Genomic DNA, 25701 nt, shown 5'->3' with positions numbered 1-25701 from the left:
CGTCCGGACGGAAACCACGTGGACCGGCCAGGGGAACGCCAGGTTAACGCCCAGCGGCGACCGTGGGAAACCTCCCTCTGACGGCCCCTCAACCGTCCTTATTTCATACCGGTGTTGATCCGCCAATGGTCGCACCTCTGGCACGTACGCCATTCGTGTGCGATCGCTTGACCGCCCCTGCGGGTGCTCCTAAGGTCACGCTGCCCCCTGTAGGACGTAGGACGTCGTATCTCCCGCCCTGGAGGACCCGTGCGCGACGTGATCCGTGACGCCCCGGCGCCGACCCGCCGGTCGCTCCTGAAGTACTCCGGCGCGCTGGGCGCGGCGGCCGCCGTCTCCTCGTCGCTGGCCTCCTGTTCGGCCGGGCCGGAGTCCACCAACGACACCGGCGACGGTGGGAGCGGCGGGAACGGCACCCTGACCGCCGTCATCGGCTACGGCAACGACGGCAGCTGGGACCCGACCCAGACCGCGTCGGCCTTCTGCATGGCCGCGAACAACCACATCTACGAGGGGCTCCTCGACACGGACCCCCTCTCGCGCGAGCCGTACCCGGCGCTCGCCACGGCGGTGCCGACCGACACCGGCGCCACGTCCTGGACGTTCGAGCTGCGGCCCGGCGCCACGTTCCACGACGGCCGGCCGGTCACCGCCGACGACGTCGTCTTCGTGTACGAGCGCATCCTCGACCCCGGCACCCAGACCCTCGCCAAGGGCTTCTTCGCGAGCTGGCTGAAGGAGGTCCGGAAGGTCGACGCGCGGACCGTCGAGCTGGTGCTCAGGTTCCCCTTCCCCGACGGCGTCTCCCGGCTGACGCTGGCGAAGATCATGCCGAAGCACGTCTACTCCCGGCCGGGTGCCTGGGAGGACGCCATCAGGGGCAAGGCGATCGGTTCGGGGCCGTACCGGCAGACCGCGCACCACCCGAAGTCCAACACCACCTTCGAGGCCTACGCCGACTACAACGGGCCGCGCCCGGCGGCCTTCAGGAAGATGAACTGGCTGACCATCGTGGACGCGGCCCCGCGCGTCGCGAAGATCTCCGGCGCGAGCGCGGGCGCGCAGATCGCCGACAACATCCCGTACGCCAACATCGGGCAGCTGGAGAAGGGCGGCATGTCCGTCCAGGGCGGCTCCGGGATGAACAACCTCTTCCTCCTGTTCGACACCCGGCGCAAGCCCTTCGACGACGTGCGGGTGCGGCAGGCGCTGCACCACGCGATCGACCGCGACAAGATGATCGAGGTCGCGCTGAAGGGCCACGGAAAAGCGGCGAGTTCCTTTCTGAACGAACAGAACCCGAGTTACCGGCCGGCGAAGAACGTGTACGCGCACGACCCCGACCGGGCGAAGGCGCTGCTGGCGGAGGCCGGGGTGAAGAACCTGCGGATCGAGATCCTCGCGGTGAACGTCAGCTGGATCGTCGACTGTCTGCCGACGATCAAGGCCTCCTGGGACGCGATCGGGGTCGAGACGACGCTGTCGCCGCAGGAGACCACCGCCGTCTTCACGAAGCTGGACCAGGGGCGGGACTACCAGGTGGTCGCCGCCGCCTCCAATCCCAACCAGTTCGGGCTCGACGCGGATCTGATCATGCACTACAACTACGGGCCGCAGAACCTGTGGATGCGGTACGCGCGGTGGGCCGACCACTCCGTGGCCAGGAAGCTGTTCCGGGACATGGACCGGGCGACCCGGGAACCGGACGCCGAGAAGAAGAAGACGATGATCCAGGACTACATCGACATCGTCGCCGAGCAGGCCGTGCTCTATCCGGTGGTGCACAACGAGCTGATGACGGCGTGGAATCCGAAGCGGCTGTCGGGGATAAGGGCGCAGCCCTATCCGGGGATCAACCTGCTCCAGGCCAAGTGGGTCTAGCGTGGTCGCCGTCCTGCGCGTTCTGCTGCGGCGGATCGCTCTGCTCGTTCCGCTGCTGCTCGGAATCGTGCTGTTCGTGTTCGTCGTCATGAGGTTCTCGGACGTCGATCCGGCGTCCGCGTTCTTCCAGGGGGCGAACCCGACACCGGAGCAGCTGCGCGAGTTCCGGGAGGACAACGGTCTGCTGGACCCCCTGCCCGTGCGCTACGTCGGCTTCGTCGGCGATCTGCTGCACGGGGACATGGGGATCAGCGCGCTCACCCGGGCGCCCGTCGTCGACCAGGTCATGACCGCGCTGCCGCTCACCCTCCAGCTGACCTTCCTGGGGCTCGGCATCGCGGTCGTACTGGCCCTGCTCGGCGGGGTCACCGCGGCGATCCACCGGGACCGGCTGCCGGACCAGATCATCCGGGTGGTGTCGCTGACCGGGGTCGCGGCGCCGGGATTCTGGCTGGCGCTGCTGATGATCCAGTACCTGGCGGTGGACCTCGGCTGGTTCCCGACCGGCGGGTACGTCAATCCGGCGGACTCCTTCACCGGCTGGCTGCGGACGATGACACTGCCGGCGTTCGCGCTGTCGCTGCCGGTGGCGGCGCAGCTCACCCGGATCGTGCGGACGGCGATGGTGGAGGAGCTGGACAGGGACTACGTACGGACGGCGATCGGGAGCGGGCTGCCGCCCCGGGTCGTGGTGGGCCGGAACGTGCTCCGGAACGCGCTGATCAACCCGCTGACCGTGCTCGGGCTGCGTGTCGGCTATCTGCTCGGCGGCGCGGTCGTCATCGAGACGATCTTCTCCCTCCCCGGGATGGGCAAGCTGATGATCGACGCCGTGAAGAACGGCGATCCGGCGGTCGTCCAGGGTGTCGTGCTGACCACGGCCGCGGGTTTCGTGGTCGTGAACCTCGTCATCGACGTCCTCCATCTGCTGGTGAACCCGCGGCTCAGGGACGCAACGTGACGACGACAGAGGGATGCCGATGTTCGGCCTGATCGTGACCACGCGCAAACGCCTGACGGACGCCCTGTCCCGGCCCGGCGTGCGGACGCGCTCCTGGCGGCGGCTGCCGCCGCTCTCCCGGATCGCGGTCTGCTTCCTGGCGGTCGTGGTCCTCACAGCACTCCTCGCCCCCCTCCTCGCCCCGCACGACCCGCTGGACCAACGGGCTCTGACGGGCGGCACCGGAGCGCCCTCCGCCGACCACTGGATGGGGCAGGACAGCCTAGGCCGGGACATCCTGAGCCGGCTGATGTACGGGGCGCGCTGGTCGCTGGCGATCGGGCTCGGCGCCACCGCGCTGGCCCTGGTCGTGGGCGCGGTCGTCGGCGCCGTCGCCGCGACCTCGCGCAAGGCGGTCGACGAGGCGCTGATGCGGTGCCTGGACGTCGTCATGGCGTTCCCCGGCATCGCGCTCGCCGCCGTGCTCGTGGCCGTCTTCGGCGGTGGGATCACCGTCCTGATCTGCGCGATCGCCTTCCTGTTCACCCCGCCGGTCGCCAGAGTGGTCCGGGCCAACGTCCTGGACCAGTACGGCGAGGACTACGTGACCGCCGAGCGGGTGATAGGGGCCCGCACCCCCCACATCGTGCTCCGCCACGTGGCGGTCAACTGCGCCGCCCCGGTGCTCGTGTTCTGCACGGTCCAGGTCGCCGAGGCCGTCGTCTTCGAGGCGTCGCTGTCCTTCATCGGCGCGGGCGTACGGCCGCCGGACCCGTCCTGGGGCAGCGTCATCGCCGACGGCAAGAACATGGTGCTGACCGGCGGCTGGTGGGCGACCGTGTTCCCCGGCCTGCTGATGCTGCTCACGGTCCTCTCCCTCAACATCCTCTCCGAGGGCGTCTCCGACGCGTGGGCGGCGCCGGTCGCGCGGGAGGAGGACCCGGGGGAGCCGCGGGAGGGGGAGGGCCGGTGGGGGGCCGAGGACCGGTCGGGGGCCGAGGCCCGGCGCGAGGCCAAGGCTCCGCGGGAGTCCTCCGTGCCGGGCGGCGGTGGTGCGGCCGACGAGTTGCCCGGGCTGGCCGAGGCGGCCCTGCGGCTGCGCGCCCGGGCCCGCCCGCTGCCCGAGGGGCCGCCGGTGCTGTCCGTGGAGGACCTGGCGATCGGCTTCCACGGCCGTCACCGGGGCGTGGACATCGTCGACGGCATCAGCTTCGAGGTCCGTCCCGGTGAGGTCCTGGGCCTGGTCGGCGAGTCGGGCTGCGGCAAGTCGCTGACCGCGCTGACGGTGATGGGCCTGGAACCGAAGGATGCCCGGGTGCGCGGCCGGGTCCGGTTCGGCCGGCGGCAGCTGGTGGGCGAGCCGATGCGTGTGCGGCGCCGGCTGCTCGGCCACGAGATGGCGATGATCTACCAGGACGCCCTGTCCTCCCTGAACCCGGCGATGACGATCCGCGCCCAGCTGGGTCAGGTCGTGCGCCGGGGCGGCCGGCGTCCCGCGCCCGAGCTGCTGCGCATGGTGGGCCTCGACCCCGACCGCACCCTCACCAGCTACCCGCACGAACTCTCCGGCGGCCAGCGCCAGCGCGTCCTCATCGCGATGGCCCTGTCCCGCGACCCCCGCCTGATCGTGGCCGACGAGCCGACGACCGCCCTCGACGTGACGGTCCAGGCCCAGATCATGGCGCTGCTGCTGCGGCTGCGCGAGGAGCTGGGCTTCGCCCTGGTCCTCGTCTCCCACGACCTCGCCCTGGTCGCGGACGTCACCGACCGGGTGGTGGTGATGTACGGCGGCCAGATCGTCGAGACGGGCGTGACGGCGGACCTGGTGGAGCGGCCCGCCCACCCCTACACGCGCGGTCTGCTGGGCAGTGTGCTGTCCCTGGAGTCGGCGGCCGAGCGGATGACCCAGATCAGGGGGGTCGTCCCCTCCCCCGCCGGCTTCCCGGCGGGCTGCCGCTTCGCCGACCGCTGCACCCGCGCGAGCGAGGTCTGCCGGACGACGGCCCCGGCCCCGCGGGGCCCCCGTACGCACACAGCGGCCTGCCACCACCCCGCGGTGGATCTCCCGGACGACGCGGAGGTGGCCCGGTGAACGCGCTCGTGGAGGTCTCCGGCGCCCATGTCGTCCATCGTGCGCGCGGCGGCGGGGTGTTCGGCCGGGACCGGGTGTACGCGCTGACCGGCGCCGACCTGGTGATCGCCCCCGGTGAGACGGTGGGCGTCGTGGGCGAGTCGGGGTGCGGCAAGTCGACGCTGGCGAAGGTGCTGGTGGGCGTGGACCGGCCGACGGCGGGCACGGTCTCCTTCCGGGGCCGGGACCTGTGGTCCATGTCCCCGGCCGAGCGCCGTACGGCCGTCGGCCGGGGCACGGGCATGATCTTCCAGGATCCCTCGACGGCCCTGAACCGCCGACTGACGATCCGCCGGATCCTGCGCGACCCGCTCGACGTCCACCGGCACGGCACCCCGGCCGAACGGGAGGACCGGGTGCGGGAGTTGATGTCCCTGGTCGGCCTGCCCCCGGCGCTCGCGGACGCGCTGCCCGGCCGGCTCTCCGGGGGTCAGCGACAACGCGTGGCGATCGCACGGGCGTTGGCGCTCGACCCCGAGCTGGTGGTGGCGGACGAGCCGACGAGCGCGCTGGACGTCTCGGTGCGCGCCCAGATCCTCAACCTCCTGCTCGACCTGAGAGAACGCCTCGGCCTGGCGCTGGTGTTCGTCTCGCACGACATCCAGACGGTACGGCGGATGAGCGACCGTGTGATCACCATGTATCTGGGCCGGATCGTGGAGGAGACCCCGGCGGCCCTGGTCACCGAGCGCGCCCGGCACCCGTACACCCGCGCGCTGTTCTCGGCCACCCCCGGGCTGCTCGCCCCGATCGACCCTATCCCGCTGGCGGGCCCCGTCCCCTCGGCCACCCGGCCGCCGAGCGGCTGCCCGTTCCGTACGCGCTGCTGGAAGGCGGACGAGGTGTGCGCACGGATCGTGCCGGACTTCTCGGCCGCGTCGGCCCCCGGGCACCGTTTCCGCTGCCACCATCCTGTGCAGGAGCAGGAGTCGACGCGTGACCTGGTCGCCCAGGCGGAGGCCGCGCCCGCGCCGGACTCCACACGCGCTGTATAGGACCGAGGGAGCCGCCATGACCGTCCCCGCCCCGCTGACCGGTGTCGTACCGCCCGTCTGCACCCCCCTGACACCGGACCGCGAGGTGGACGTCCCCTCGCTCGTGCGGCTCGTGGACCACCTGGTGGCGGGCGGTGTGGACGCGCTGTTCGTGCTCGGCTCGTCGTCGGAGGCGGCGTATCTGACGGACGCGCAGCGGCGGCGGGTCGTGGAGTCGGTCGTCGGGCACGTCGGCGGTCAACTGCCCGTGCTCGCCGGGGCGATCGACATGACCACGCCCCGCGTACTGGACCACGTCCGCGCCGTGACCGCCGCCGGGGCCGAGGCCGTCGTGGCCACGGCCCCCTTCTACGCCCGCACCCACCCGGCGGAGATCGCCCGCCACTTCCGGCTGCTCGCCGCCGGCTCCCCCGTCCCCGTCCTCGCCTACGACATCCCGGCCGCCGTGCACACCAAGCTGCCCGCCGACGTGGTCCTGGAACTGGCGGCGGAGGGTGCCATCGCCGGCCTCAAGGACTCCAGCGGCGACCTGGCCGCCTTCCGCGCGGTCGTCACGGGCGCCCGTACGAATCCGGCCCTGAGCGGCTTCAGCGTCCTCACCGGCTCCGAACTCCTCGTCGACTCCGCCCTCGCCCTCGGCGCGCACGGCGCGGTGCCGGGGCTGGCGAACGTCGACCCCGCCGGGTACGTCCGCCTCGACCGCCTCTGCCGCGCCGGCGACGGGGACCGGGCCCGCGCCGAACAGGAACGCCTGTGCGCCCTCTTCGGCCTGACCGGCGTCGGCGCCCCGTCCCGCATGGGCGCCGGCTCCTCCGCCCTCGGCGCCTTCAAGGCGGCCCTCCACCTGCGCGGCGTCATCGCCTGCCCGGCCACGGCGGAACCGCAGATCCCGCTGTCGGAGGCGGAGGTCGAGCGGATCGGCAAGTATCTGGCGGCCGCGGGGCTGTTGTAGGCCCGCGCGGGCCGCGGACGGCTACGACGGCGTGCGGGCCGCCGCCAGCAGGCGGGTCACGTCGTCCGAGCAGATCGTCAGGGCCGCCCCGACCGTGGCGAGCGCGTCCCGCTCGGCCGGGGTGTAGGGGCCGTCCGCCAGGGCGATCCGGGCGCCCTGGAGGAGGATCGCCTCACGGCCGGTGGCGGCGAGGTGGGGGGCGAGCGGGTCGAGGGCCTCGTGGAGCTCTATGGCGAGACCGGGGCCGCAGGGTTCACCGTGGACGCGGCCCGTGTCGGCGGCCAGTGCCTGGACCAGGGCGGCGAGCTGGTCCTCGGTGCAGTCGTCGAAGCCGGCGGAGCGGACGGCGGAGGCGGCCACCGACAGGGAGGCGCGGGAGCGGCTGCCGTCGGCCGCGAGGACCGCCAGGGCGACGGTGTGGACGGCGTCGCGGAGCATCGCGGAGAAGCGGGTGGTGGTCGGGTGGTCGAGGACGTCGGTGGCGTAGTGGTGGCGGCAGGCCGCGCACTCCACCACGGGGCCCGTCTCGCCGCGCGGCAGGACCGGGACGCCGAGGAATGTGAAGCGGCGGCGGCCGGTGAGGCGCTGGTAGTTGCGGTCGCCCCCGCAGCCCGGACAGAAGAACTCGCCGTCACCGACGCCCGTCCACGCGATCCGCGTCCCCATCACCCGCGACAGGCCGGTGGCACGGCTGGTGCACCCCACGCCGCCGAGTGCGGCGACATCGCCGATCGGGTCCCGTCCTGGCAGCACGTGGCACCTCCGTAACTCCCCCACACACGGCCCCTTGGGCGCGGGAAGTGCCCCCTCGGCAACATTGCCGCGCTTGGTGATGTTAGCCACATCCGTGAGGCGCAGTCAGTACTCCGGACGAGGCCTACCCGCGACCCGCACAGGGTTTGGCCGGTAAACGACGGGGCCCCGCCCGCCGGAATCCGGCGAACGGGGCCTTCAAACCGCCGGTCGGGCTGGTCAGCGGGCCGCGCGGTTGACGGCGGAGACGACCGCCTTCAGCGACGCACGCGTCGTGTTCGCGTCGATACCGATGCCCCACAGGACCTTGTCCTCGATGGCGACCTCGATGTACGAGGCGGCCTGCGCGGAGGCGCCCTCGCTCATCGTGTGCTCCTGGTAGTCCAGCAGCCGCGCGTCGATGCCGATGCCCTGCAGCGCGTGGAAGAACGCCGAGATCGGGCCGTTGCCGGTGCCCACCAGGGTGGTCTCCGCGCCGTCCACCACGGCCTCCACGGTCAGCGTGTCCACGCCGTCCTTGTCGGTGGTCGACTGGTTGTTGCGGACCTGGACCCGGCCCCAGGGGTTCAAGGGGTTCGGCAGGTACTCGTCCTGGAAGACCGCCCAGATGTCGGAGCCGGTGACCTCGCCGCCCTCGGCGTCGGTCTTGGCCTGGATGAGCTTCGAGAACTCGATCTGCATCCGGCGCGGCAGGTCCAGCTTGTGGTCGTTCTTCAGGACGTAGGCGATACCGCCCTTGCCGGACTGCGAGTTGACCCGGATGACGGCCTCGTAGGAACGGCCGACGTCCTTGGGGTCGATCGGCAGGTACGGGACCGCCCACTCGATGTCGTCGACGGTGACGCCCTTGGCCTTGGCGTCGGCCTCCATGGCGTCGAAGCCCTTCTTGATGGCGTCCTGGTGGGAGCCGGAGAAGGACGTGTAGACCAGGTCGCCCACGTACGGGTGGCGCGGGTGGACCTCCATCTGGTTGCAGTACTCCCACGTGCGACGGATCTCGTCGATGTCGGAGAAGTCGATCTGCGGGTCGACGCCCTGCGAGAACAGGTTCATGCCCAGGGTGACCAGGTCGACGTTGCCGGTGCGCTCGCCCTGGCCGAACAGACAGCCCTCGACGCGGTCGGCGCCGGCCATCAGGGCCAGTTCGGCGGCGGCGACGGCCGTACCGCGGTCGTTGTGCGGGTGGACGGAGATGACGACGTGCTCGCGGCGGGAGATGTTGCGGCTCATCCACTCGAAGCGGTCCGCGTGCGTCGAGGGGGTCGAACGCTCCACCGTGGCGGGCAGGTTGAGGATGATCTCGCGGCCCGGACCGGGCTGGTAGACGTCCATCACCGCCTCGCAGACCTCCAGGGCGAAGTCCAGCTCGGTGTCGGTGAAGATCTCCGGGCTGTACTGGTAGCCGAACTCGGTCTCGGGGCCCAGCAGTTTCTCCGCGTACTCCATCACCAGGCGCGTACCGTCGACGGCGATCTGCTTGATCTCGTCCTTGGAGCCGCGGAACACGACCCGCCGGAAGACCGGCGCGGTGGCGTTGTACAGGTGGACGGTCGCCCGCTTGGCGCCCTTCAGCGACTCCACGGTCCGCTCGATGAGGTCCTCACGGGCCTGGGTCAGTACGGAGATGGTGACGTCGTCCGGGACGGCCCCAGGCTCCTCGATGATCGACCGTACGAAGTCGAAGTCCGTCTGGCCGGAGGCGGGGAAGCCGACCTCGATCTCCTTGTAGCCCATCTTGACCAGCTGGTCGAACATCCGGCGCTTGCGCTCGGGCGACATCGGGTCGATCAGGGACTGGTTGCCGTCGCGCAGATCGGTGGAGAGCCAGCGGGGGGCGACGGTGATCCGGTTGTTCGGCCACGTGCGGTCGGGGATGTCGACCTGCTCGTACTGCCCGTACTTGTGGATCGGCATGGACGTGGGCTGCTGGCGGTTCGCCATGATGCGTGGGCTCCTCGATGGTCCGGAAAGGACGGCCGACGCAACGCCAGAGCACCGCGGGGAGGGGGTCGGCCTCGACTACAGGCCCTCGCCGCGGCAGCTAAGGAGAAGCAGCCCGAAACGCATGATGCGGAGCAGCTTAACCGAGCCGTCCCTGCCGCGCGGGGTCGTATCAGTATGCGGGACCGGGACCGGATAAGGGGCAAAAGGTGCGCAAGCACACATGGGGCACGACAGCGCGCCCACCAGGGGCGCGGGGAACTGCACGCGAAGCCCCCTCCACGGACAGCCCGGTCCCACCCTCCGTAACACGGCGATGACGATTCACAACCCATACGGCGACATTTCACCAATCATGGTGGCCCCTAGTGACACACACCTAACGGAGTGCAATCGTGCGGAACATGACGACCAACGGGGGCCACGAGCCCGTCTTCTGCACCGTCGTACCGCCCCACGTCCTCGACAAGCTCTCCCGCGCCGAGGACCCCGCACTCGCCGACGCCGCGCGCAGGACCCTGGAGCGCGACGCCTTCGAGCGCACCCACCGCCGCCTGACCACGGTCATCGGCGCCCCGAGCATCGCCGCGCCCGCCGGGGCCGAGACGGGCCGGCCGCACCGCACGATCCACGACGCCCGCCACGGCACGGACCTGCCCGGCAGGAAGGTGCGCGGCGAGGGCGACGAGCCCGGCAGGGACGCCACGGTCAACCGGGCGTACGCCGGCCTCGGTGCCACGTACGAGCTGTTCTGGCAGTCCTTCGCGCGCGACTCGATCGACGGCGGCGGGCTGCCGCTGGACGCGACCGTGCACTACGACCGCGACTACAACAACGCCTTCTGGAACGGCGAGCAGATGGTGTTCGGCGACGGCGACGGCGAGATCTTCCTCGACTTCACCATCCCGATCGACGTCATCGGCCACGAACTGAGCCACGGCGTCACGCAGTACACGGCGAACCTGACCTACTTCGGGCAGCCGGGCGCGCTCAACGAGTCCATGTCGGACGTCTTCGGCGCCCTCATCAAGCAGTGCACGCTCGGCCAGACCGCCGCCGAGGCGGACTGGCTGATCGGCGCGGGCCTGCTCGCCCCGCGCGTCACGGGCACCGCCCTGCGCTCGATGAAGGCCCCGGGCACGGCGTACGACGACGACGTCCTCGGCAAGGACCCGCAGCCGGCGACCATGGACGACTACGTCCGCACGGGCCGCGACAACGGCGGTGTCCACATCAACTCCGGCATCCCCAACCACGCGTTCTACCTCGTGGCCACCGCGCTGGGCGGCCACGCCTGGGAGCGCGCCGGACAGATCTGGTACGACGTCCTCACCGGCGGCGAGCTGAGCAAGCAGGCCCTCTTCGTCGACTTCGCCACGCTCACGGTGAAGGCCGCGAAGGACCGCTACGGGCAGGGCGACGAGCTGACGGCGGTGCTGAAGGCCTGGGAGCAGGTGGGCGTGCGGACGCTGTGAGGACGGGGATCGGAGGACTCGGCGCATCGGGGGACCCGGTGCGCCGGAGGACGCGGTGCTGCGGTCCGGCCCCGATCCGTACTAGACATGACCCATGCGTATCGAAGTGCGGCGCACGGGCGGTTTCGCGGGCATCGAGCGGCACGCGGTGGTGGACACCGCCGGACGGCCCGACGCGGAGGAGTGGCGGGCCCTGGCCGAGTGCGCGCTCGCGGCCGACCGGGGCTCGCCGCCGCTCGGGGTGCCGGACGGCTTCCGCTACGAGATCACGGTGGACGCCAGGACGGCGTACTGCGCGGACCCCGGGCTGACACAGGAGCAGCGGGAGCTGATCAGGAGGGTGCTCAAAGAGGGTGCGTGAGCAGCCCAGGAGGGGCGCCGGGGGCGCGTAACGGGCACTTCACCCTCGGGCGTTGACTTCCGTTACCAGTGGTACGGATGATCCGCCCATGGCGACGAACCCGACGAACCCGATACCCCAGTTCCCCGCGGACTTCCTGTGGGGCGTCTCGACCTCCGCGCACCAGATCGAGGGGGCCGCGGCCGAGCGCGAGCCGTCCGTGTGGGACGCCTTCACGGCCGAGGCCGGGCACGTCAAGGACGGCTCGACGGCGGAGGTGGCCTGCGACCACTTCCACCGGTACCCGCAGGACGTGGCCCTCCTGCGCGACCTGGGCGTGGGCGCGTACCGCTTCTCGGTCTCCTGGACCCGGGTGAACTCCCCGGGCGGCCTGGACTTCTACGACCGCCTGGTGGACGAGCTGGCCGGCGCGGGCGTGCGGCCGGTGCCCACCCTCTTCCACTGGGACCTGCCCTCGTCGCTGGAGGAGGCGGGCGGCTGGCTGAACCGGGACACCGCCGAGCGGTTCGCCGAGTACGCCTCCGTCGTGGCCGCCCGGCTCGGCGACCGCGTCACCAAGTGGATCACCATCAACGAGCCCGCCGAGCACACCCTGCTGGGCCACGCCCTCGGCACCCACGCGCCGGGCAAGCAGCTGATGTTCGACGCGCTCCCGGCCGCCCACCACCAGCTGCTGGGCCACGGCCTGGCCGTACGGGCCCTGCGCGCGGCCGGTGTCACGGACATCGGCATCGCCAACTCGCACGGGCCGACCTGGGCGGCCTCGCAGGAGCAGGCGGACGTCGAGGCGGCGGGCTTCTACGACCTGCTCCTCAACCGCCTCTTCGCCGAGCCGATCATCCTCGGTGAATACCCGGAGGGGATCGGGGAGTTGATGCCGGGCACGGACATCTCGGCCGACCTGAAGGTCATCTCCGAGCCCCTGGACTGGTACGGCGTCAACTACTACGCCCCGACCCGGGTCGGGGCGCCCGAGGGCGCGGACATCGAGTTCGGCGGCATCACGATCCCGGCCGAACTCCCGTTCACGGTCAAGGAGATCGAGGGCGCCCCGACGACCGACTTCGGCTGGCCGGTCGTCCCCGGGGGCCTCACCGAACTCCTCACCACCTTCCACGACCGCTACGGCGACCGGCTGCCCCCGATCGTCATCACCGAGAACGGCTGCTCCTACGAGGGCCTCGACGACCAGGAGCGCATCGCCTACCTCGACGGGCATGTGCGCGCGCTGCACGAGGCGGCCGAGGCGGGCGTCGACGTCCGCGGCTACTTCGTGTGGTCCCTGCTCGACAACTTCGAGTGGGCCGAGGGATACGCACGCCGGTTCGGCCTGGTCCACGTGGACTTCGAGACGCTGGAGCGGACCCCGAAGGCCTCGTACGCCTGGTACCGGGACCTGCTGCGGGCCCAGGGCGGAAGATGACCACGACACGGCCGACGGAGGCCCTCGCCGAGCCCGTCGAGAGGGTCGGCGGGGGCTGGACCTCCGCCCTGGCGCTGGCCAACGGGGCGATCTGGGTGGGCTGGTACGGCCCGCTGCAGATCCTGCTGGCCTCCCAGGCGGAGGAGTTCGCGCCCGGCGCGGGCATGTCGAAGGAGTCCATGCTGGCGTGGGTGACCGGCGCCGGGGCGGTCGTCTCGCTGCTGGCCACCCCGCTGTTCGGGGCGCTGTCGGACCGGACGACGTCCCGCTGGGGCCGCCGTACGCCCTGGATCGTCGTGGGGTCGGCGGGAGGGGCGGTGTCGCTGCTGCTGCTCGCGGGCGCGGGCGGGCTGTGGACCGTGGCGGCCGGCTGGTGTCTGGTGCAGCTGACCCTGAACGCGTCCTGGGCGGCGGTCACGGCGGCGGTCCCGGACCGGGTGCCCCGGCTTCAACGAGGCGCGGTGGGCGGCTGGTTGGGGGCGGCGCAGATCCTCGGCGTGGTCGGCGGCACCGGGCTGGCGACGCTGGGCGGGGGTGTCGGCGCCGGGTACGCGGCGTGCGCGGTGTTCACCCTGGTGGGCGTGTTGCCGTACGTGCTGGGGCACCGGGATGCGCGGTTGCCGGCGACGGTCCGCCCGCCGTGGTCGTGGCGGGGGTTCCTTGGCGGCTTCTGGCTGAGCCCGCGGCGCCACCCGGACTTCGCGTGGGCGTGGCTGACGCGCTTCCTGATCAATCTGAGCAACAGCATCGGCCTGCTCTACCTGCTGTTCTATCTGCGGGACCGCGTCGGGTATCCCGACCCGGAGGAGGGCGTGCTGATCCTCACGGTGGTGAACGCCTCGACGCTGCTGGCGACGGTGGTGGTCTCCGGGGTGTGGTCGGACCGGGTCGGGCGGCGCAAGCCGTTCGTGTACTGGTCGGGGTTGGTGATGGCGGCCGCGACCGGCATCATCGCCCTGTGGCCGACCTGGCCCGGCACGATCGTCGCCGCGGCCCTCCTCGGCCTGGGCTTCGGGGTGTTCACCTCGGTCGACTTCGCCCTCATGACCGACGTCCTGCCGAAGGCCCTCGACCGGGGCAAGGACCTGGGCGTCATCAACGTGGCCAACTCCCTGCCCCAGGTGGCCGCCCCGGTCCTGGCCGCGCCGATCGTGACCCATCTCGGCGGCTACCGGGCGCTGTATCTGGTGGCGGCGGTGATCGGGCTGGCGGGGGCGGTGTTCGTGGGCCGGATCCGCGCGGTGGAGTAGGGCTCGCGGGTGGGGTACGGCAGACCGGGCCGGCGGAGTGCGGCCGCTCGCTTCGGCGGAGTGCGGCCGCTCACTCCGGCGGAGTGCGCAAGATCACGCGTTTCACAGCCGGTGCACAGACAACGGATCCGCCCTTTCCCCCGTCTTCAGTGCTGACCACGCTCGCCGCCGAAGGGACGCACTGTGCCTACGCGTTCAACCAGACCATTCCGAACCCGCCCCGCACGGCAGGCGATAGCCGTGCTGGCGGTGTCCGGCACACTGCTCGCGACGCCCTCGCTGGCGGCGCCCTCGGCGTTCGCGGCCGGGGCGCCCCCGACCGATCTGCGCGTGGACACGAACCGGGACGGGACGGTCGACGTCACCGGCACCACCGACACCGCCGGCGAGAACGGCTGGACCGTCGCCCGGGGCGCGCTGATGCTGCCCAACATCGACGACGACACCAAGCGCTGCCCGGTGACCGGCCCGAAGGGCAAGCCCCTCTCGGACGCCAAGCTGGCCGCCTGCAACGACGCCTCCGACACGAAGGTGAACGGCACGGCCGACGCCGCCGACCTGGCCCGCGTGCGGTCCGTACCGATGGCGAGCCTCCCCGCCGGGGCGCAGGGCAGTGTGAAGGTCACGGCGGGCGCCAAGCAGGCCCGGGTGTTCGTCAAGCGGGGCACGAAGTGGGAGCTCGTCACGGACAGGACTCGGCTCTCGCGGGCCGAGCTGAAGGCGGGCGTCGAGTTCGGCGTCGAGGCCCGTGACGTCATCCGGGACACCGCGAAGTGGGACGGGACGGCCCGGGTCCGGCTGACCGTGAAGTCCTCCAAGGGCACCACCGCCGACTCCGTCACCCTGCGCGTCGCCCCGCTCCTGACCCACCACCACCTGCAGAACGCCCAGCAGCTGCTGGTCACCAAGATCTCCGGTGGCAACTACGGAAAGCTCAACCGCGCCTTCCGCGAGGGCCTGGACAAGGCGGCCAAGAGCGCCGGCATCACCCAGCCGACGGTGAACTTCACCAAGTACGGCGACATCTGGGCGCAGGACTTCGTCGAGCCCGCCTACGTCAGCATGACCGGCACGAACGGCAAGCGGCAGGCCATGCGCGTGATGCTGCGCTCCGCCCAGCTGGACCGGGAGTCGGGCCGGGAGCTGTTCGAGAAGATGCGCGGCCCGAACATCGGCGCCGTGCAGGTGACGGGCGCCAAGGAGTCGGAGGAGTGGACGCTCAACTCCATGGGCAACCTGGAGACCATTCCGCCGTACGCGCAGGGCGACCGCTCGTTCCCGGCGGGCCGCATCATCATGGGTCAGCGCCCGGACACCGGCTCCAAGCCGGCGAAGGTGATGCGGACGTTCCTGAAGTCGCAGGGGCTGCAGGACCCGCTGTTCCTCGACACGTCCTGGCTGCACGTGGGCCACGTCGACGAGTTCGTGCAGTTCCTGCCCGCCGACACCCCGCGCGGCTGGAAGCTCGCGATCGCCGACCCCGAGGCCGGGCTCAAGCTGCTGCGCGACGCGAAGGCCGCGGGCCACGGCTCGACGTCGATGTTCTCCCTCCCGGGCGTCCCCTGGGAAAGCATCTCGGAGGCCCTCGGCTCCAAGCACCTGGTCTCCGACAACAACCTCGCCACGCGCCGCATCGAGGCCAACCTCGCGGTGCTCAAGCGCGAGACGGGCGTCACGGACGCCGAGATCGTCCGCGTCCCCGCCCTCTACACCCGGGGCCGGGAGATGGTCGGCGAGTCGCAGTCGGGCGGCGACGAGAAGATCCGTCTCCCCCGGCTGACCCGCCTCGGCGCCGGCACCGAACTCCCGGACGCGGCGCGGGAGTACGGCCAGCAGCGCCGGCTCGACGACCCGCGGGCCGACCAGGGCGGCCTGACGCCCGACAGCTCGGCGGCGGCCTCCCCGGCGGCCCCGGCGCCCTCCGTCATGACCAGCGCCTACGTCCCGGGCGCCGTCAACGGCATCGTCCTCAGCCGCACCCACTACCTGGCGCCGCGCCAGTGGGGTCCCGTCATCGGCGGCAAGGACATCTTCACCGAGGCGGTGACCGCCGCGTACGCGAGCGCCGGCATGAAGGTGTCGTACCTCGACGACTGGGAGACGTACCACCTCGGCATGGGTGAGATCCACTGCGGTACGAACACCCTGCGGAACACCTCGGCGGCCTGGTGGACGCGCTGACGCACACCGCCGCCTGACCGCGCACAAGAGGAACGCCGCCGCCCCGGAGAACCGGGGCGGCGGCTCCTTTCACACCGGCTCCCGGCCCCGCAGGTCCGCCAGCCGCAGCAGGGCGTCGTGGGCCGTCTCCCGCTGCGCGGCGGTGAGGGGCACCGCCTCGGCCCGGGTGAGCGCGGCGGTCGCCGTCTCCTCGTCGCCGAGCCGGACGGCGATGTCGGCCCGCAGCACGAGCAGCCGCAGCAGCAGGGGCTCCGCGGGCTTCTGAGCCGTCGCCAGCACCCGGTCGACCACCTTCGCCGCGCCCGCCGGATCGTCCTTCGAGTCGGCCAGCAGGGACGCGTGATGCAGGGCCCGCGCGAAGGTCTCCTTCGGGGCGGGCCGGTGGCTCTGGTCCGCGCTCGTGGGCTGTCCGACGCGTACGCAGTTGCCGCCCGGGTCGGTCAGCAGGAACTGCCGCATGCCGTACGACATGTCCTTCAGCGGTCCGAGCCGCGGCAGTCCTCGTGTCGGTATCCGTCCGTAGGTCTCCTTGAGCCCGGATCTGAAGGCCGTGTAGAGGCCGTCGACGTCGTCCGTGATCACGTAGCACGTGCTGAAGGACCGGGTGGGCTCGAACGCCTTCAGCCCGAAGAACTGGAGTTCGATGTCACCCCGCTCGACCGCCGCGTACGGGTTGGGGCTGCGCTGTCGAAAGGTCACCTCGAAGCCGAGGGCCTCGTAGAAGTCCAGCACGGGCTGGAGTGTCCGGCAGGGAAGGATCGGGATCGTCTTCTCGCCCATCACTCCACTCTAGTCAAACTTGACCAGTGCTGTAAACGAGAGGGCGCCGATGCGAACACGGCGCCCCCGGACCCGCTCCTCGTCAGAACCCCAGCTTGCGCAGCTGACGAGGGTCCCGCTGCCAGTCCTTGGCCACCTTCACATGAAGGTCCAGGAAGACCGGAGTGCCGAGCAGCGCCTCGATCTGCTTGCGGGACTTGATGCCGACCTCCTTCAGGCGCTTGCCCTTGGGGCCGATGACGATGCCCTTCTGGCTGGGGCGCTCGATGTAGACGAAGGCGTGGATGTCCAGGAGGGGGCGGTCGGCGGGACGGTCCTCGCGGGGCAGCATCTCCTCGACGACGACGGCGATGGAGTGCGGCAGCTCGTCGCGGACGCCCTCCAGGGCCGCCTCGCGGATCAGCTCGGCGATCATGACCTGCTCGGGCTCGTCGGTGAGGTCGCCCTCGGGGTAGAGCGCGGGCCCCTCCGGGAGGAGGGGGACGAGCAGGTCGGCCAGCAGGTCCACCTGCTTGTCGGCGACCGCCGAGACGGGCACGATCTCGGCCCACTCGAAGCCCAGCTCCTTGCCGAGCTGGTCGATGGCGATCAGCTGCTCGGCGAGCTGCTTGCTCTCGACGAGGTCGGTCTTGGTGACGATCGCGATCTTCGGCGTCTTCTTGATGGACGCCAGCTCCTTCGCGATGAAGCGGTCACCCGGGCCGAGCTTCTCGTTCGCGGGCAGACAGAAGCCGATCACGTCGACCTCGGCCCACGTCGCGCGGACCACGTCGTTGAGGCGCTCGCCCAGCAGCGTGCGCGGCTTGTGGAGACCGGGGGTGTCGACCAGGATCAGCTGGGCGTCCGGCCGGTGCACGATGCCCCGTACGGTGTGCCGCGTGGTCTGCGGCTGGTCCGCCGTGATCGCCACCTTCTGGCCGACCAGAGCGTTCGTGAGGGTGGACTTGCCCGCGTTGGGGCGGCCCACGAAGCAGGCGAAGCCGGCGCGGTGGGCGGCCTCGGCCGGCTGCTCGGATGACTGGGTACGGACGCTCATGGCGCCCATTCTCCCTGATCCACGGAGCCCCGCCGTACCCGGCACCGATGGTGAGCTTTCCGAAACCCCCACGCAACGAAACGTCACCGAAACACACCTGTACGCGTCCGGAAACGCACGCCGATCACCCTCTGACGAGCCCCCGCCCCGCCAGAGAAAGGCCGTGCCGACCGTGACCCTCGCCGCGCCACTCGCCGCGCCGATCGCCGCGCCAGCCATCGACACCGGCGACACCGCCTGGCTGCTCGCCGCCACGGCCCTCGTCCTGCTGATGACCCCCGGCCTGGCCCTCTTCTACGGCGGCATGGTCAGGACGAAGAGCGTCCTCAACATGCTGATGATGAGCTTCGTGTCGATCGCCCTGGTCACCGTCGTGTGGCTGGCCGCCGGGTATTCGCTCGCCTTCGGGGACGACGCCTTCGGCGGTCTCATCGGCGGTCTCGACCACCTCGGCATGGCCGACCTCGGCCCCACCGACGTCCACGGCACCGTCCCGACCCTCCTCTTCGCCACCTTCCAGCTCACCTTCGCGGTCATCACGGCCGCGCTGATCAGCGGCGCGATCGCGGACCGGGCGAAGTTCGGGGCCTGGCTGGTCTTCGTGCCGGTGTGGACGCTGCTCGTATACGTTCCGGTCGCCCACTGGGTGTGGGGGCCTGGCGGCTGGATCCTCGACGGCCTCGGCGCCCTCGACTTCGCGGGCGGCCTGCCGGTCGAGGTCACCTCCGGCGCCTCCGGCCTGGCGCTGTGCCTGGTCCTCGGACCGCGGCTCGGGTTCAGGAAGGACGCGATGCGACCGCACAACCTGCCGATGGTCATGCTGGGCGCGGGCCTGCTCTGGTTCGGCTGGTTCGGCTTCAACGCCGGCTCCGCGCTCGGCGCCAACGGTCTGGCCGCCGCCGCGTTCCTCAACACCCTGGCCGCCGGCTGCACCGGCCTGCTCGGCTGGCTCTTCGTGGAGCAGAAGCGCGACGGCCACCCGACGACGCTGGGCGCGGCCTCCGGCGCGGTCGCCGGTCTCGTCGCCATCACCCCGTCCTGCGGCTCGGTCTCCCTGCTCGGCGCACTCGTCATCGGCCTGGCCGCGGGCGTCGTCTGTTCCTACGCGGTGGGCTGGAAGTTCCGGCTGAACTACGACGACTCCCTCGACGTCGTCGGCGTCCACCTGGTCGGCGGGGTCGTCGGCACGGTCCTGATCGGCGTCTTCGCCGTGGAGTCGATGACCGGCGGACCCGAGGGCCTGCTCCACGGCGGCGGACTCGCCCAGCTCGGCAGGCAGTTGGCGGCCGTGGCCGCCGTCGGGGCGTACGCCTTCCTCGTCACGTACGGCATCGGGAAGCTGATCGACAAGGTGCTGGGATTCCGCGCGGAGGAGGAGCACGAGCACACCGGCCTCGACCTTACGGTGCACGCCGAGACGGCATACGATCACGGCGTCCTGGGGCACGGCGCCCCGGTCGGCGCGTCCGTCTCGTCATCGTCCTCGACGTCCTCCCCGTCCTCCACCCAGAAGGCCAAGGCATGAAGCTCATCACCGCGATCGTCAAGCCGTACCGCCTCGACGCGGTCAAGACCGCCCTGCAGGAGATGGGCGTACACGGTCTGACCGTCAGTGAGGCCAGCGGCTACGGCCGGCAGCGCGGTCACACCGAGGTGTACCGGGGTGCCGAGTACCAGGTGGACCTCGTCCCCAAGGTCCGGATCGAGATCGTCGTCGAGGACGCCGACTCGGACGCCGTGATCGACGCGATCGTGAAGGCCGCCCACACCGGGAAGATCGGCGACGGCAAGGTGTGGGCGCTGCCGGTGGAGACGGTCGTACGCGTGCGGACGGGCGAGCGGGGTCCCGACGCGCTCTGAGCGGGCGGAACAGCGGGTGAAGGGGTGGTGCCGCCGGCGGGCGGCACCACCCCTCACCCGTGATTCAGGTGCGTGCGGCGGTTCAGTCGAAAACGAACGGCCCCGGCGACTGTGCCGCGCCGGCGGTGCACGTCACCGGGAATCCGAAGATCACCATCTGCAGCGAGCCGCCGAAGGCCTCCAGCGAGTCTCCGGGAGCGACGGTGCCGGTCAGAGGCCCGACCTCCACGCCGTCCCCGGCGGCCAGCGCCGGGTTCTCGGTGCCGGTGAAGGCGACGGTGCCGCCGCTCGCGTTCACCAGGGTGAGCGTGGACTGGATGGAGTCCTCTGCGAGGGCGATCGGAGCGGTGATCTCCTCGGAGGTGACGGTGACGGTCGCGGAGGTGCCGTCCTGCGTGGCCGTGAGCGTGGCCACCCCGGAACCGCCGATCGTGCAGCTGGCGTTGATCGTCGCGACGTCAGGGGTGACGGCCACGGCGGTGGGGGCGAGCGCGAGGCCGGTGACGGCCAGCGTCCCCGCCACGAGCGCCGAGGCGGCTCCGAGTCGTATGCGTCTCATCGAGCGAATTCCCTTCCCTGGTACGGGATGGCGCACGGGGGCATGGGGGAGCCCCGTACATCCCGGTACGGGCGTTGCCATGTGGGGGAGGTGCAATGCGCGGCCGCGCGGCGGAATATGACGGTCCGCCAGGAGAACGGCTCCATTGAGACGCGAGCGGCCCAAGATTGCAAGAGACGGTCCGCCGGTTGTGCCGGGGCCGGCGAAAGTGGCCGAACCCGTTCGCCGACGGCAACGGCCGACCGGCCCGTCGGGCCGCGAGAGTGGGCCGTTCTGTCCCGCCCCGCGCGGTTTCGCCGATGGCCGGGCCCGGTGTCCACTCGCCCGCGCATGAGTTTTCCCGCAGCTCGGCGGGCTGTTACCGGCCGTAACACGCTAGGGCGGGCGGCCCCGGGCCCGTGCTCAGCCCGCCGTCAGCGTCGTGCGCACCGACCCGTCCGGCCCCGCCAGGAGCACCGGCGTCTTCGGGCCGCCGAGGTCCCGTACGGCGGCCCGGTCCTCGTCGGAGACGGTGTCGGCGGCGGTCACCACGGCCGCCGCCTCCAGGGACGTGGCGCCGGAGGCCACCGCCATGGCGACGGCCGTGCGCAGCGCGCTCAGCCGCAGGGAGTCGAGGGCCACGGTCCCGGCGACATAGGTACGGCCCGTCTCGTCGCGGACGGCCGCCCCCTCGGGCACGGCGTTGCGGGCCCGCGCGGAACGGGCCAGGGTCACGATCTTGCGGTCCTCGGGGTCGAGCGCGCTGCTGTCGGTCATGAGCCGAGCATACGGAGACCGGGGCCGCCCACCACGCCACGGGGTGCGTTCAGGGCCGGTCGAGACGGAGCCGCTGCGCCCGGGGCAGGCCCGCCACCACCAGGTCGTACGAGTCCTCGATCAGTTCCCTGGCGAGGTGGTCGGGCAGGTCGCCGTCGAGGGTCACGGTGTTCCAGTGGCGTTTGTTCATGTGATAGCCGGGGGCGATGAGGCCGGGGTGTTCGGTGCGGAGCCGGACCGCGTCCTCGGGGTCGCACTTGAGGTTGACCTTGAGGGGACGCTGGTCCGTCCAGCTGAGGGCGAACATCTTGCCGAGCACCTTGAAGACGGAGATCTCCGGACGGAAGGGGAAGTCCTCGACGGCCTCGCCGAAGGAGAGGCAGAACGTACGCAACTCCTGTGGGGTCACTCGGACTTCTTCTCCCCCTCCGGCACCTCGGCGGGACCGATCGGCTCCACCAGCACCGTGACGATCTTGTTCCGGCGGCCGGCCGCGGCCTCCGCCGTGAGGCGCAGTTCGCGCTCGTCCGGCAGGGCGACGACCGAGGAGGCACCGGCGATGGGGACACGGCCCAGGGCCTTGGCGAGGAGGCCGCCCACGGTCTCCACGTCCTCGTCGTCGTAGGCCTCCAGGCCGTACAGCTCCCCGAGGTCGGTGATGTCCAGGCGGGCGGTGACGCGGTAGCGGTCCTCGCCGAGGTCCTCGACGGGCGGGAGTTCGCGGTCGTACTCGTCGGTGATCTCGCCGACGATCTCCTCCAGGATGTCCTCGATGGTGACGATCCCGGCGGTGCCGCCGTACTCGTCGATGACGACGGCGACGTGGTTGCGCTCCTGCTGCATCTCGCGGAGCAGGTCGCCGGCGTTCTTCGTGTCGGGGACGAAGACGGCGGGGCGCATGGCCGTGGACACCAGTTCGCTCTCGGCGTCCCGGCTGATGTGCGTCTTGCGGGCCAGGTCCTTCAGGTACACGATCCCGACGATGTCGTCCTCGTTCTCACCGGTGACCGGTATGCGTGAGAAGCCCGAGCGCAGGGCGAGGGTGAGGGCCTGACGGATGGTCTTGTAGCGCTCGATGGCGACCAGGTCGGTGCGCGGGACCATCACCTCGCGGACGAGGGTGTCGCCCAGCTCGAAGACCGAGTGCACCATGCGGCGCTCCTCCGCCTCGATCAGTGACTCCTTCTCGGCCAGGTCGACCAGCGCGCGCAGTTCGGCCTCGGAGGCGAACGGGCCGCGCCGGAAGCCCTTGCCGGGCGTCAGCGCGTTGCCGATGAGGATGAGGAGCGAGGGGATGGGACCCAGGACCCGGGCCAGCGGCAGCAGCACGTACGCCGCCGCGGTGGCCGTGTTCATGGGGTGCTGGCGGCCGATGGTGCGGGGCGAGACCCCGACGGCCACATAGCTGACGAGGACCATCACCCCGATGGCGACGGCCAGGGACTGCCAGGTCTTGTCGAACGCCTGCAGACAGGCGTACGTGACCAGCGCGGCGGCGGCCATCTCACAGGCCACCCGCACCAGCAGCGCGAGGTTCAGATAGCGGGTCGGGTCGGCCGAGATCTGGGCGAGCTTCGCGCTGCCGCGCCGCCCGGACCGTACGGCCTCCTCGGCACGGAAGCTGGAGACGCGCGCGAGGCCCGCCTCCGCACAGGCGGCGAGCCAGGCGACGACCACCAGGGCGACGGCACCCGCGATGAGAGTCGCGCTCATGACACGGTCGGCGCCGGGGAGGGGCCGGTGAAGCCCTTCTCCGCGCGCCAGCCGTCCACGATGGCGGCTTGCAGGCCGAACATCTCGGCCTTCTCGTCGGGCTCCTCGTGGTCGTAGCCCAGCAGGTGCAGCACCCCGTGGACGGTGAGGAGCTGGAGCTCCTCGTCCATGGAGTGCTGCGTGTCCGCTTCCCTGCCCTGTCTCTCGGCGACCTCGGGGCACAGCACGATGTCTCCGAGCAGGCCCTGCGGCGGCTCGTCGTCGTCCTTCGACGGCGGACGCAGCTCGTCCATCGGGAAGGACATGACATCGGTCGGACCGGGGAGGTCCATCCACTGGATGTGCAGCTGCTCCATGGCGTCCGCGTCCACCACGATCACCGACAGCTCGGAGAGGGGGTGGATGCGCATCCGTGTCAGCGCGTAGCGGGCGATGTCGAGGATCGCCTGCTCGTCGACCTCGGTTCCGGACTCGTTGTTGACGTCGATCGACATGGTCGCGCTGGTCTACTTCCGCTTGTCACGGACACCCTTGTGGGTGCCGTTCTCCGTACCGTTCTGGCTGTCGTACTTCTCGTACGCGTCGACGATACGGCCGACCAGCTTGTGCCGTACGACATCCTGCGAGGACAGCCGGGAGAAGTGCACGTCGTCGAGGCCCTCCAGGATGTCCTGGACCTGGCGCAGACCGGACTTCGTGCCGCTCGGCAGGTCGACCTGCGTCACGTCACCCGTGATCACGATCTTCGAGTCGAAGCCGAGGCGGGTGAGGAACATCTTCATCTGCTCGGCCGAGGTGTTCTGGGCCTCGTCGAGAATGATGAAGGCGTCGTTGAGCGTGTTGTGCGTCAGCAGGTAGTCCTGGGTGACGTAGAGGGAGTCCTCTGCGGCCACCTGGATGCATACGGTCTCCTCCCTGCCTGCGGGCTCGATGCTGTCGATGAAGCGCATCGGCCGTCCGCCGCCTCCGGCCTCGTGGTACTTATCGCGCTTGCGGGCGAGGCGGAAGGGTTCGATGCCTTCGGGGAGGCGGATGTCGACGATGTGGGCGTCGTACCGGTAACCGACTTCCCGGCCGTTCGCGAAGCCGGGCTTACGGCCCTCGGCCGCCCGGCGACGGGTGTACGCCACACCGCCCAGCGACTGCACGAGCGAGATCACGTCGTCGCGCAGCAGGATCGACGTCGTCGTGTACTGGATACGACAGGTGCGGTCCTTCTGCGTGACCGGGCCGCCATCGGAGTCGAGCAGACCCTGCAGAACCGCCAGTCGTACCTCGGCGGAGTTGTTCAGGTAGTCGTCCGGGACGAACTTGCTGTGCGAGCGGGTGCGCAGCAGGTCCAGGTCGCGCAGAACCCGCGTAACCGGGTTCTCCAGGGTGACCACGTCGCCCGGCGACTTGACCCGGTTGAGGACGTAGTCCGGTCCGCCCCTGTGCCGAACGGAGACGCCGGGCAACACGGCCGCCAGCGCTTCGGCCAGCTCCCTGTCCTCCGTCGCGAAGGACGGCGTGGTGGAACCCGTGAGACAGCCGTCACCCAGCAGCAGCCCCAGCGCGTACGGATCCATGGGGACCTCACGCTCGGGCAAGCAGACTGGCGCTGTCAGCATCGGCAGTTCGTACCGGCGGTAGTGCGCCGCGCGCAGCTTGCCGATCATTTCCTGGGTCTCCAGAACCCGCCACGGCTTGTTGCGACGCGCGTCGTCACGAGTCCTGACTGTCCACAGGTGCTCACCGCAGCACAAGGTCCAAGAGCCGTCCTGGGCAGTGACGCGGTAGATCTCCCGCTCACCTTGCGGATAAACACCCAGTACCGGAGTCGGCTCGCCGTCCGAGCCAATGACCAGATCACCTACCTGGAGGTCGCCGATGGGGCGCCAACCGTCCGGCGTCAAGACGTTCGTGAAGCGCGGCTGCGCACGGCCACGCATATACGCCAGCGGCGCCACCTCGATCGTCCCCGCCGCCATCAGCCGAGGAATCGAGTCCGGGTCGAGCATGTCGTGCAGCGCGTCGTACAGCGGGCGGAGGTAGGGGTCGATCTTCTCGTAGAGCGTGCCGGGCAGGAAGCCCAGGCGCTCGCCGGCCTCGACCGCGGGGCGGGTCAGGATGATGCGGTTGACCTGCTTGGACTGCAGGGCCTGGACGGCCTTGGCCATGGCGAGATAGGTCTTGCCGGTGCCTGCCGGGCCGATGCCGAAGACGATGGTGTGCTTGTCGATGGCGTCGACGTACCGCTTCTGGTTGAGCGTCTTGGGGCGGATGGTGCGGCCGCGCGAGGACAGGATGTTCTGGGTGAGAACCTCTGCCGGGGTCTCTTCGGAACCTTCCCCGTTCTCGCTCGCCCTCAGCATGGCGATCGAGCGTTCCACTGCGTCCTCCGTCATCGGCTGTCCGGTGCGGAGCACCAGCATCATCTGGTCGAACAGGCGCTGGACGAGAGCCACTTCCGACGGCTCGCCCAGTGCGCTGATCTCGTTGCCCCGGACATGGATGTCGACCGCCGGGAAGGCCTTCTCGACCACGCGCAGGAGGGAGTCGCCGGAGCCCAGCACGGTCACCATGGGGTGCGCCGCGGGGACGGTGAACTGTGCTTTCGCCTTGCCCTGCGCGGGGGTGTGGGCTGTGGGTGTCTGAGTCATGGGCCGGCTCGTAGGCCGCACGTCCTCCTTGAGACGACTCGCAGGTGGTGGCCTGCGCCTGTGGCTCAAGAG

General features: G+C 70.9%; 22 protein-coding genes. 12 read left to right on the top strand and 10 right to left on the bottom strand.

The features are described from left to right. The first annotated feature begins 249 nt into the window (after window positions 1-249). The 5 genes from ACWCRJ_RS19880 to ACWCRJ_RS19860 are packed head-to-tail and all read left to right on the top strand — an operon-like array spanning window position 250 to window position 6899. Window positions 250-1881: an ABC transporter substrate-binding protein gene (locus ACWCRJ_RS19880; protein WP_450940484.1), complete on the top strand. Its 1632-nt coding sequence runs from the start codon at window positions 250-252 to the stop codon at window positions 1879-1881. 1 nt (window position 1882) lies between these two features. Next, window positions 1883-2842: an ABC transporter permease gene (locus ACWCRJ_RS19875; protein WP_450940483.1), complete on the top strand. Its 960-nt coding sequence runs from the start codon at window positions 1883-1885 to the stop codon at window positions 2840-2842. Between the two features lie 13 nt (window positions 2843-2855). Continuing rightward, a complete protein-coding gene (locus tag ACWCRJ_RS19870; RefSeq protein WP_450940482.1) occupies window positions 2856-4913 on the top strand; it encodes a dipeptide/oligopeptide/nickel ABC transporter permease/ATP-binding protein in 2058 nt (685 codons plus the stop codon). Further along, on the top strand, window positions 4910-5947 hold the full coding sequence (locus ACWCRJ_RS19865) for an oligopeptide/dipeptide ABC transporter ATP-binding protein (protein WP_450940481.1): 1038 nt from the start codon (window positions 4910-4912) through the stop codon (window positions 5945-5947). Before ACWCRJ_RS19870 ends, ACWCRJ_RS19865 begins: the two co-directional genes overlap by 4 nt. A 16-nt stretch (window positions 5948-5963) precedes the next feature. Further along, on the top strand, window positions 5964-6899 hold the full coding sequence (locus ACWCRJ_RS19860) for a dihydrodipicolinate synthase family protein (protein ID WP_450940480.1): 936 nt from the start codon (window positions 5964-5966) through the stop codon (window positions 6897-6899). Between the two features lie 21 nt (window positions 6900-6920). On the opposite strand, the gene ACWCRJ_RS19855 is transcribed toward ACWCRJ_RS19860, so the two are convergent. Then, complete coding sequence (locus tag ACWCRJ_RS19855; protein ID WP_450940479.1) at window positions 6921-7652, bottom strand: TerB family tellurite resistance protein; 732 nt, start codon at window positions 7650-7652, stop codon at window positions 6921-6923. A 219-nt stretch (window positions 7653-7871) separates the two neighbouring features. Beyond that, window positions 7872-9593, bottom strand: a complete 1722-nt coding sequence (gene leuA / locus ACWCRJ_RS19850; RefSeq protein WP_450940478.1) for a 2-isopropylmalate synthase — start codon at window positions 9591-9593, stop codon at window positions 7872-7874. A gap of 404 nt (window positions 9594-9997) precedes the next feature. On the opposite strand from leuA, the gene ACWCRJ_RS19845 reads away from it, so the two are divergent. The 5 genes from ACWCRJ_RS19845 (at window position 9998) to ACWCRJ_RS19825 (ending at window position 16283) form a co-directional block, all read left to right on the top strand. Then, on the top strand, window positions 9998-11068 hold the full coding sequence (locus tag ACWCRJ_RS19845; protein ID WP_450940477.1) for a M4 family metallopeptidase: 1071 nt from the start codon (window positions 9998-10000) through the stop codon (window positions 11066-11068). A gap of 94 nt (window positions 11069-11162) precedes the next feature. After that, window positions 11163-11429, top strand: a complete 267-nt coding sequence (locus ACWCRJ_RS19840) for a protealysin inhibitor emfourin (RefSeq protein WP_450940476.1) — start codon at window positions 11163-11165, stop codon at window positions 11427-11429. 88 nt (window positions 11430-11517) lie between these two features. Further along, window positions 11518-12852 (top strand): GH1 family beta-glucosidase, encoded by a 1335-nt coding sequence (locus ACWCRJ_RS19835; RefSeq protein ID WP_450940475.1) that lies wholly within the window; start codon window positions 11518-11520, stop codon window positions 12850-12852. Beyond that, window positions 12849-14102 (top strand): MFS transporter, encoded by a 1254-nt coding sequence (locus tag ACWCRJ_RS19830; RefSeq protein ID WP_450940474.1) that lies wholly within the window; start codon window positions 12849-12851, stop codon window positions 14100-14102. Before ACWCRJ_RS19835 ends, ACWCRJ_RS19830 begins: the two co-directional genes overlap by 4 nt. Window positions 14103-14342: 240 nt before the next feature. Then, complete coding sequence (locus tag ACWCRJ_RS19825; RefSeq protein WP_450940473.1) at window positions 14343-16283, top strand: protein-arginine deiminase domain-containing protein; 1941 nt, start codon at window positions 14343-14345, stop codon at window positions 16281-16283. Between the two features lie 69 nt (window positions 16284-16352). On the opposite strand, the gene ACWCRJ_RS19820 is transcribed toward ACWCRJ_RS19825, so the two are convergent. Further along, window positions 16353-17063 (bottom strand): bleomycin resistance protein, encoded by a 711-nt coding sequence (locus tag ACWCRJ_RS19820; RefSeq protein ID WP_450940472.1) that lies wholly within the window; start codon window positions 17061-17063, stop codon window positions 16353-16355. Between the two features lie 82 nt (window positions 17064-17145). Further along, on the bottom strand, window positions 17146-18108 hold the full coding sequence (gene era, locus ACWCRJ_RS19815; RefSeq protein WP_450940471.1) for a GTPase Era: 963 nt from the start codon (window positions 18106-18108) through the stop codon (window positions 17146-17148). Window positions 18109-18262: 154 nt separating this feature from the next. Between era and ACWCRJ_RS19810 the strand changes: the two genes are divergently transcribed. After that, window positions 18263-19624, top strand: a complete 1362-nt coding sequence (locus ACWCRJ_RS19810; protein WP_450940470.1) for an ammonium transporter — start codon at window positions 18263-18265, stop codon at window positions 19622-19624. Then, window positions 19621-19959, top strand: a complete 339-nt coding sequence (locus tag ACWCRJ_RS19805) for a P-II family nitrogen regulator (protein ID WP_046915108.1) — start codon at window positions 19621-19623, stop codon at window positions 19957-19959. Before ACWCRJ_RS19810 ends, ACWCRJ_RS19805 begins: the two co-directional genes overlap by 4 nt. A gap of 82 nt (window positions 19960-20041) precedes the next feature. Here the strand turns inward: ACWCRJ_RS19805 and ACWCRJ_RS19800 are convergent, their stop codons facing one another. The 6 genes from ACWCRJ_RS19800 to ACWCRJ_RS19775 form a co-directional block, all read right to left on the bottom strand. Next, on the bottom strand, window positions 20042-20518 hold the full coding sequence (locus ACWCRJ_RS19800; protein WP_450940469.1) for a hypothetical protein: 477 nt from the start codon (window positions 20516-20518) through the stop codon (window positions 20042-20044). Between the two features lie 402 nt (window positions 20519-20920). Further along, on the bottom strand, window positions 20921-21274 hold the full coding sequence (locus ACWCRJ_RS19795) for a cytidine deaminase (protein ID WP_046915109.1): 354 nt from the start codon (window positions 21272-21274) through the stop codon (window positions 20921-20923). A gap of 49 nt (window positions 21275-21323) precedes the next feature. After that, window positions 21324-21683, bottom strand: a complete 360-nt coding sequence (locus ACWCRJ_RS19790; RefSeq protein ID WP_450940468.1) for an MmcQ/YjbR family DNA-binding protein — start codon at window positions 21681-21683, stop codon at window positions 21324-21326. Continuing rightward, complete coding sequence (locus ACWCRJ_RS19785; protein ID WP_450940467.1) at window positions 21680-22987, bottom strand: hemolysin family protein; 1308 nt, start codon at window positions 22985-22987, stop codon at window positions 21680-21682. The genes ACWCRJ_RS19790 and ACWCRJ_RS19785 overlap by 4 nt, the downstream gene beginning before the upstream one ends. Next, entirely contained in the window at window positions 22984-23481 is a 498-nt protein-coding gene (ybeY, locus tag ACWCRJ_RS19780) for an rRNA maturation RNase YbeY (RefSeq protein WP_450940466.1), read from the bottom strand. Before ybeY ends, ACWCRJ_RS19785 begins: the two co-directional genes overlap by 4 nt. Before the next feature lie 12 nt (window positions 23482-23493). After that, on the bottom strand, window positions 23494-25629 hold the full coding sequence (locus ACWCRJ_RS19775) for a PhoH family protein (RefSeq protein ID WP_450940465.1): 2136 nt from the start codon (window positions 25627-25629) through the stop codon (window positions 23494-23496). Window positions 25630-25701: the final 72 nt, after the last annotated feature.

The sequence above is a fragment of the Streptomyces sp. NPDC002324 genome, assembly GCF_053593335.1.
The sequence above is the reverse complement of the archived record's forward strand: the minus strand, read 5'-3'. Positions and strand labels throughout refer to the sequence as shown.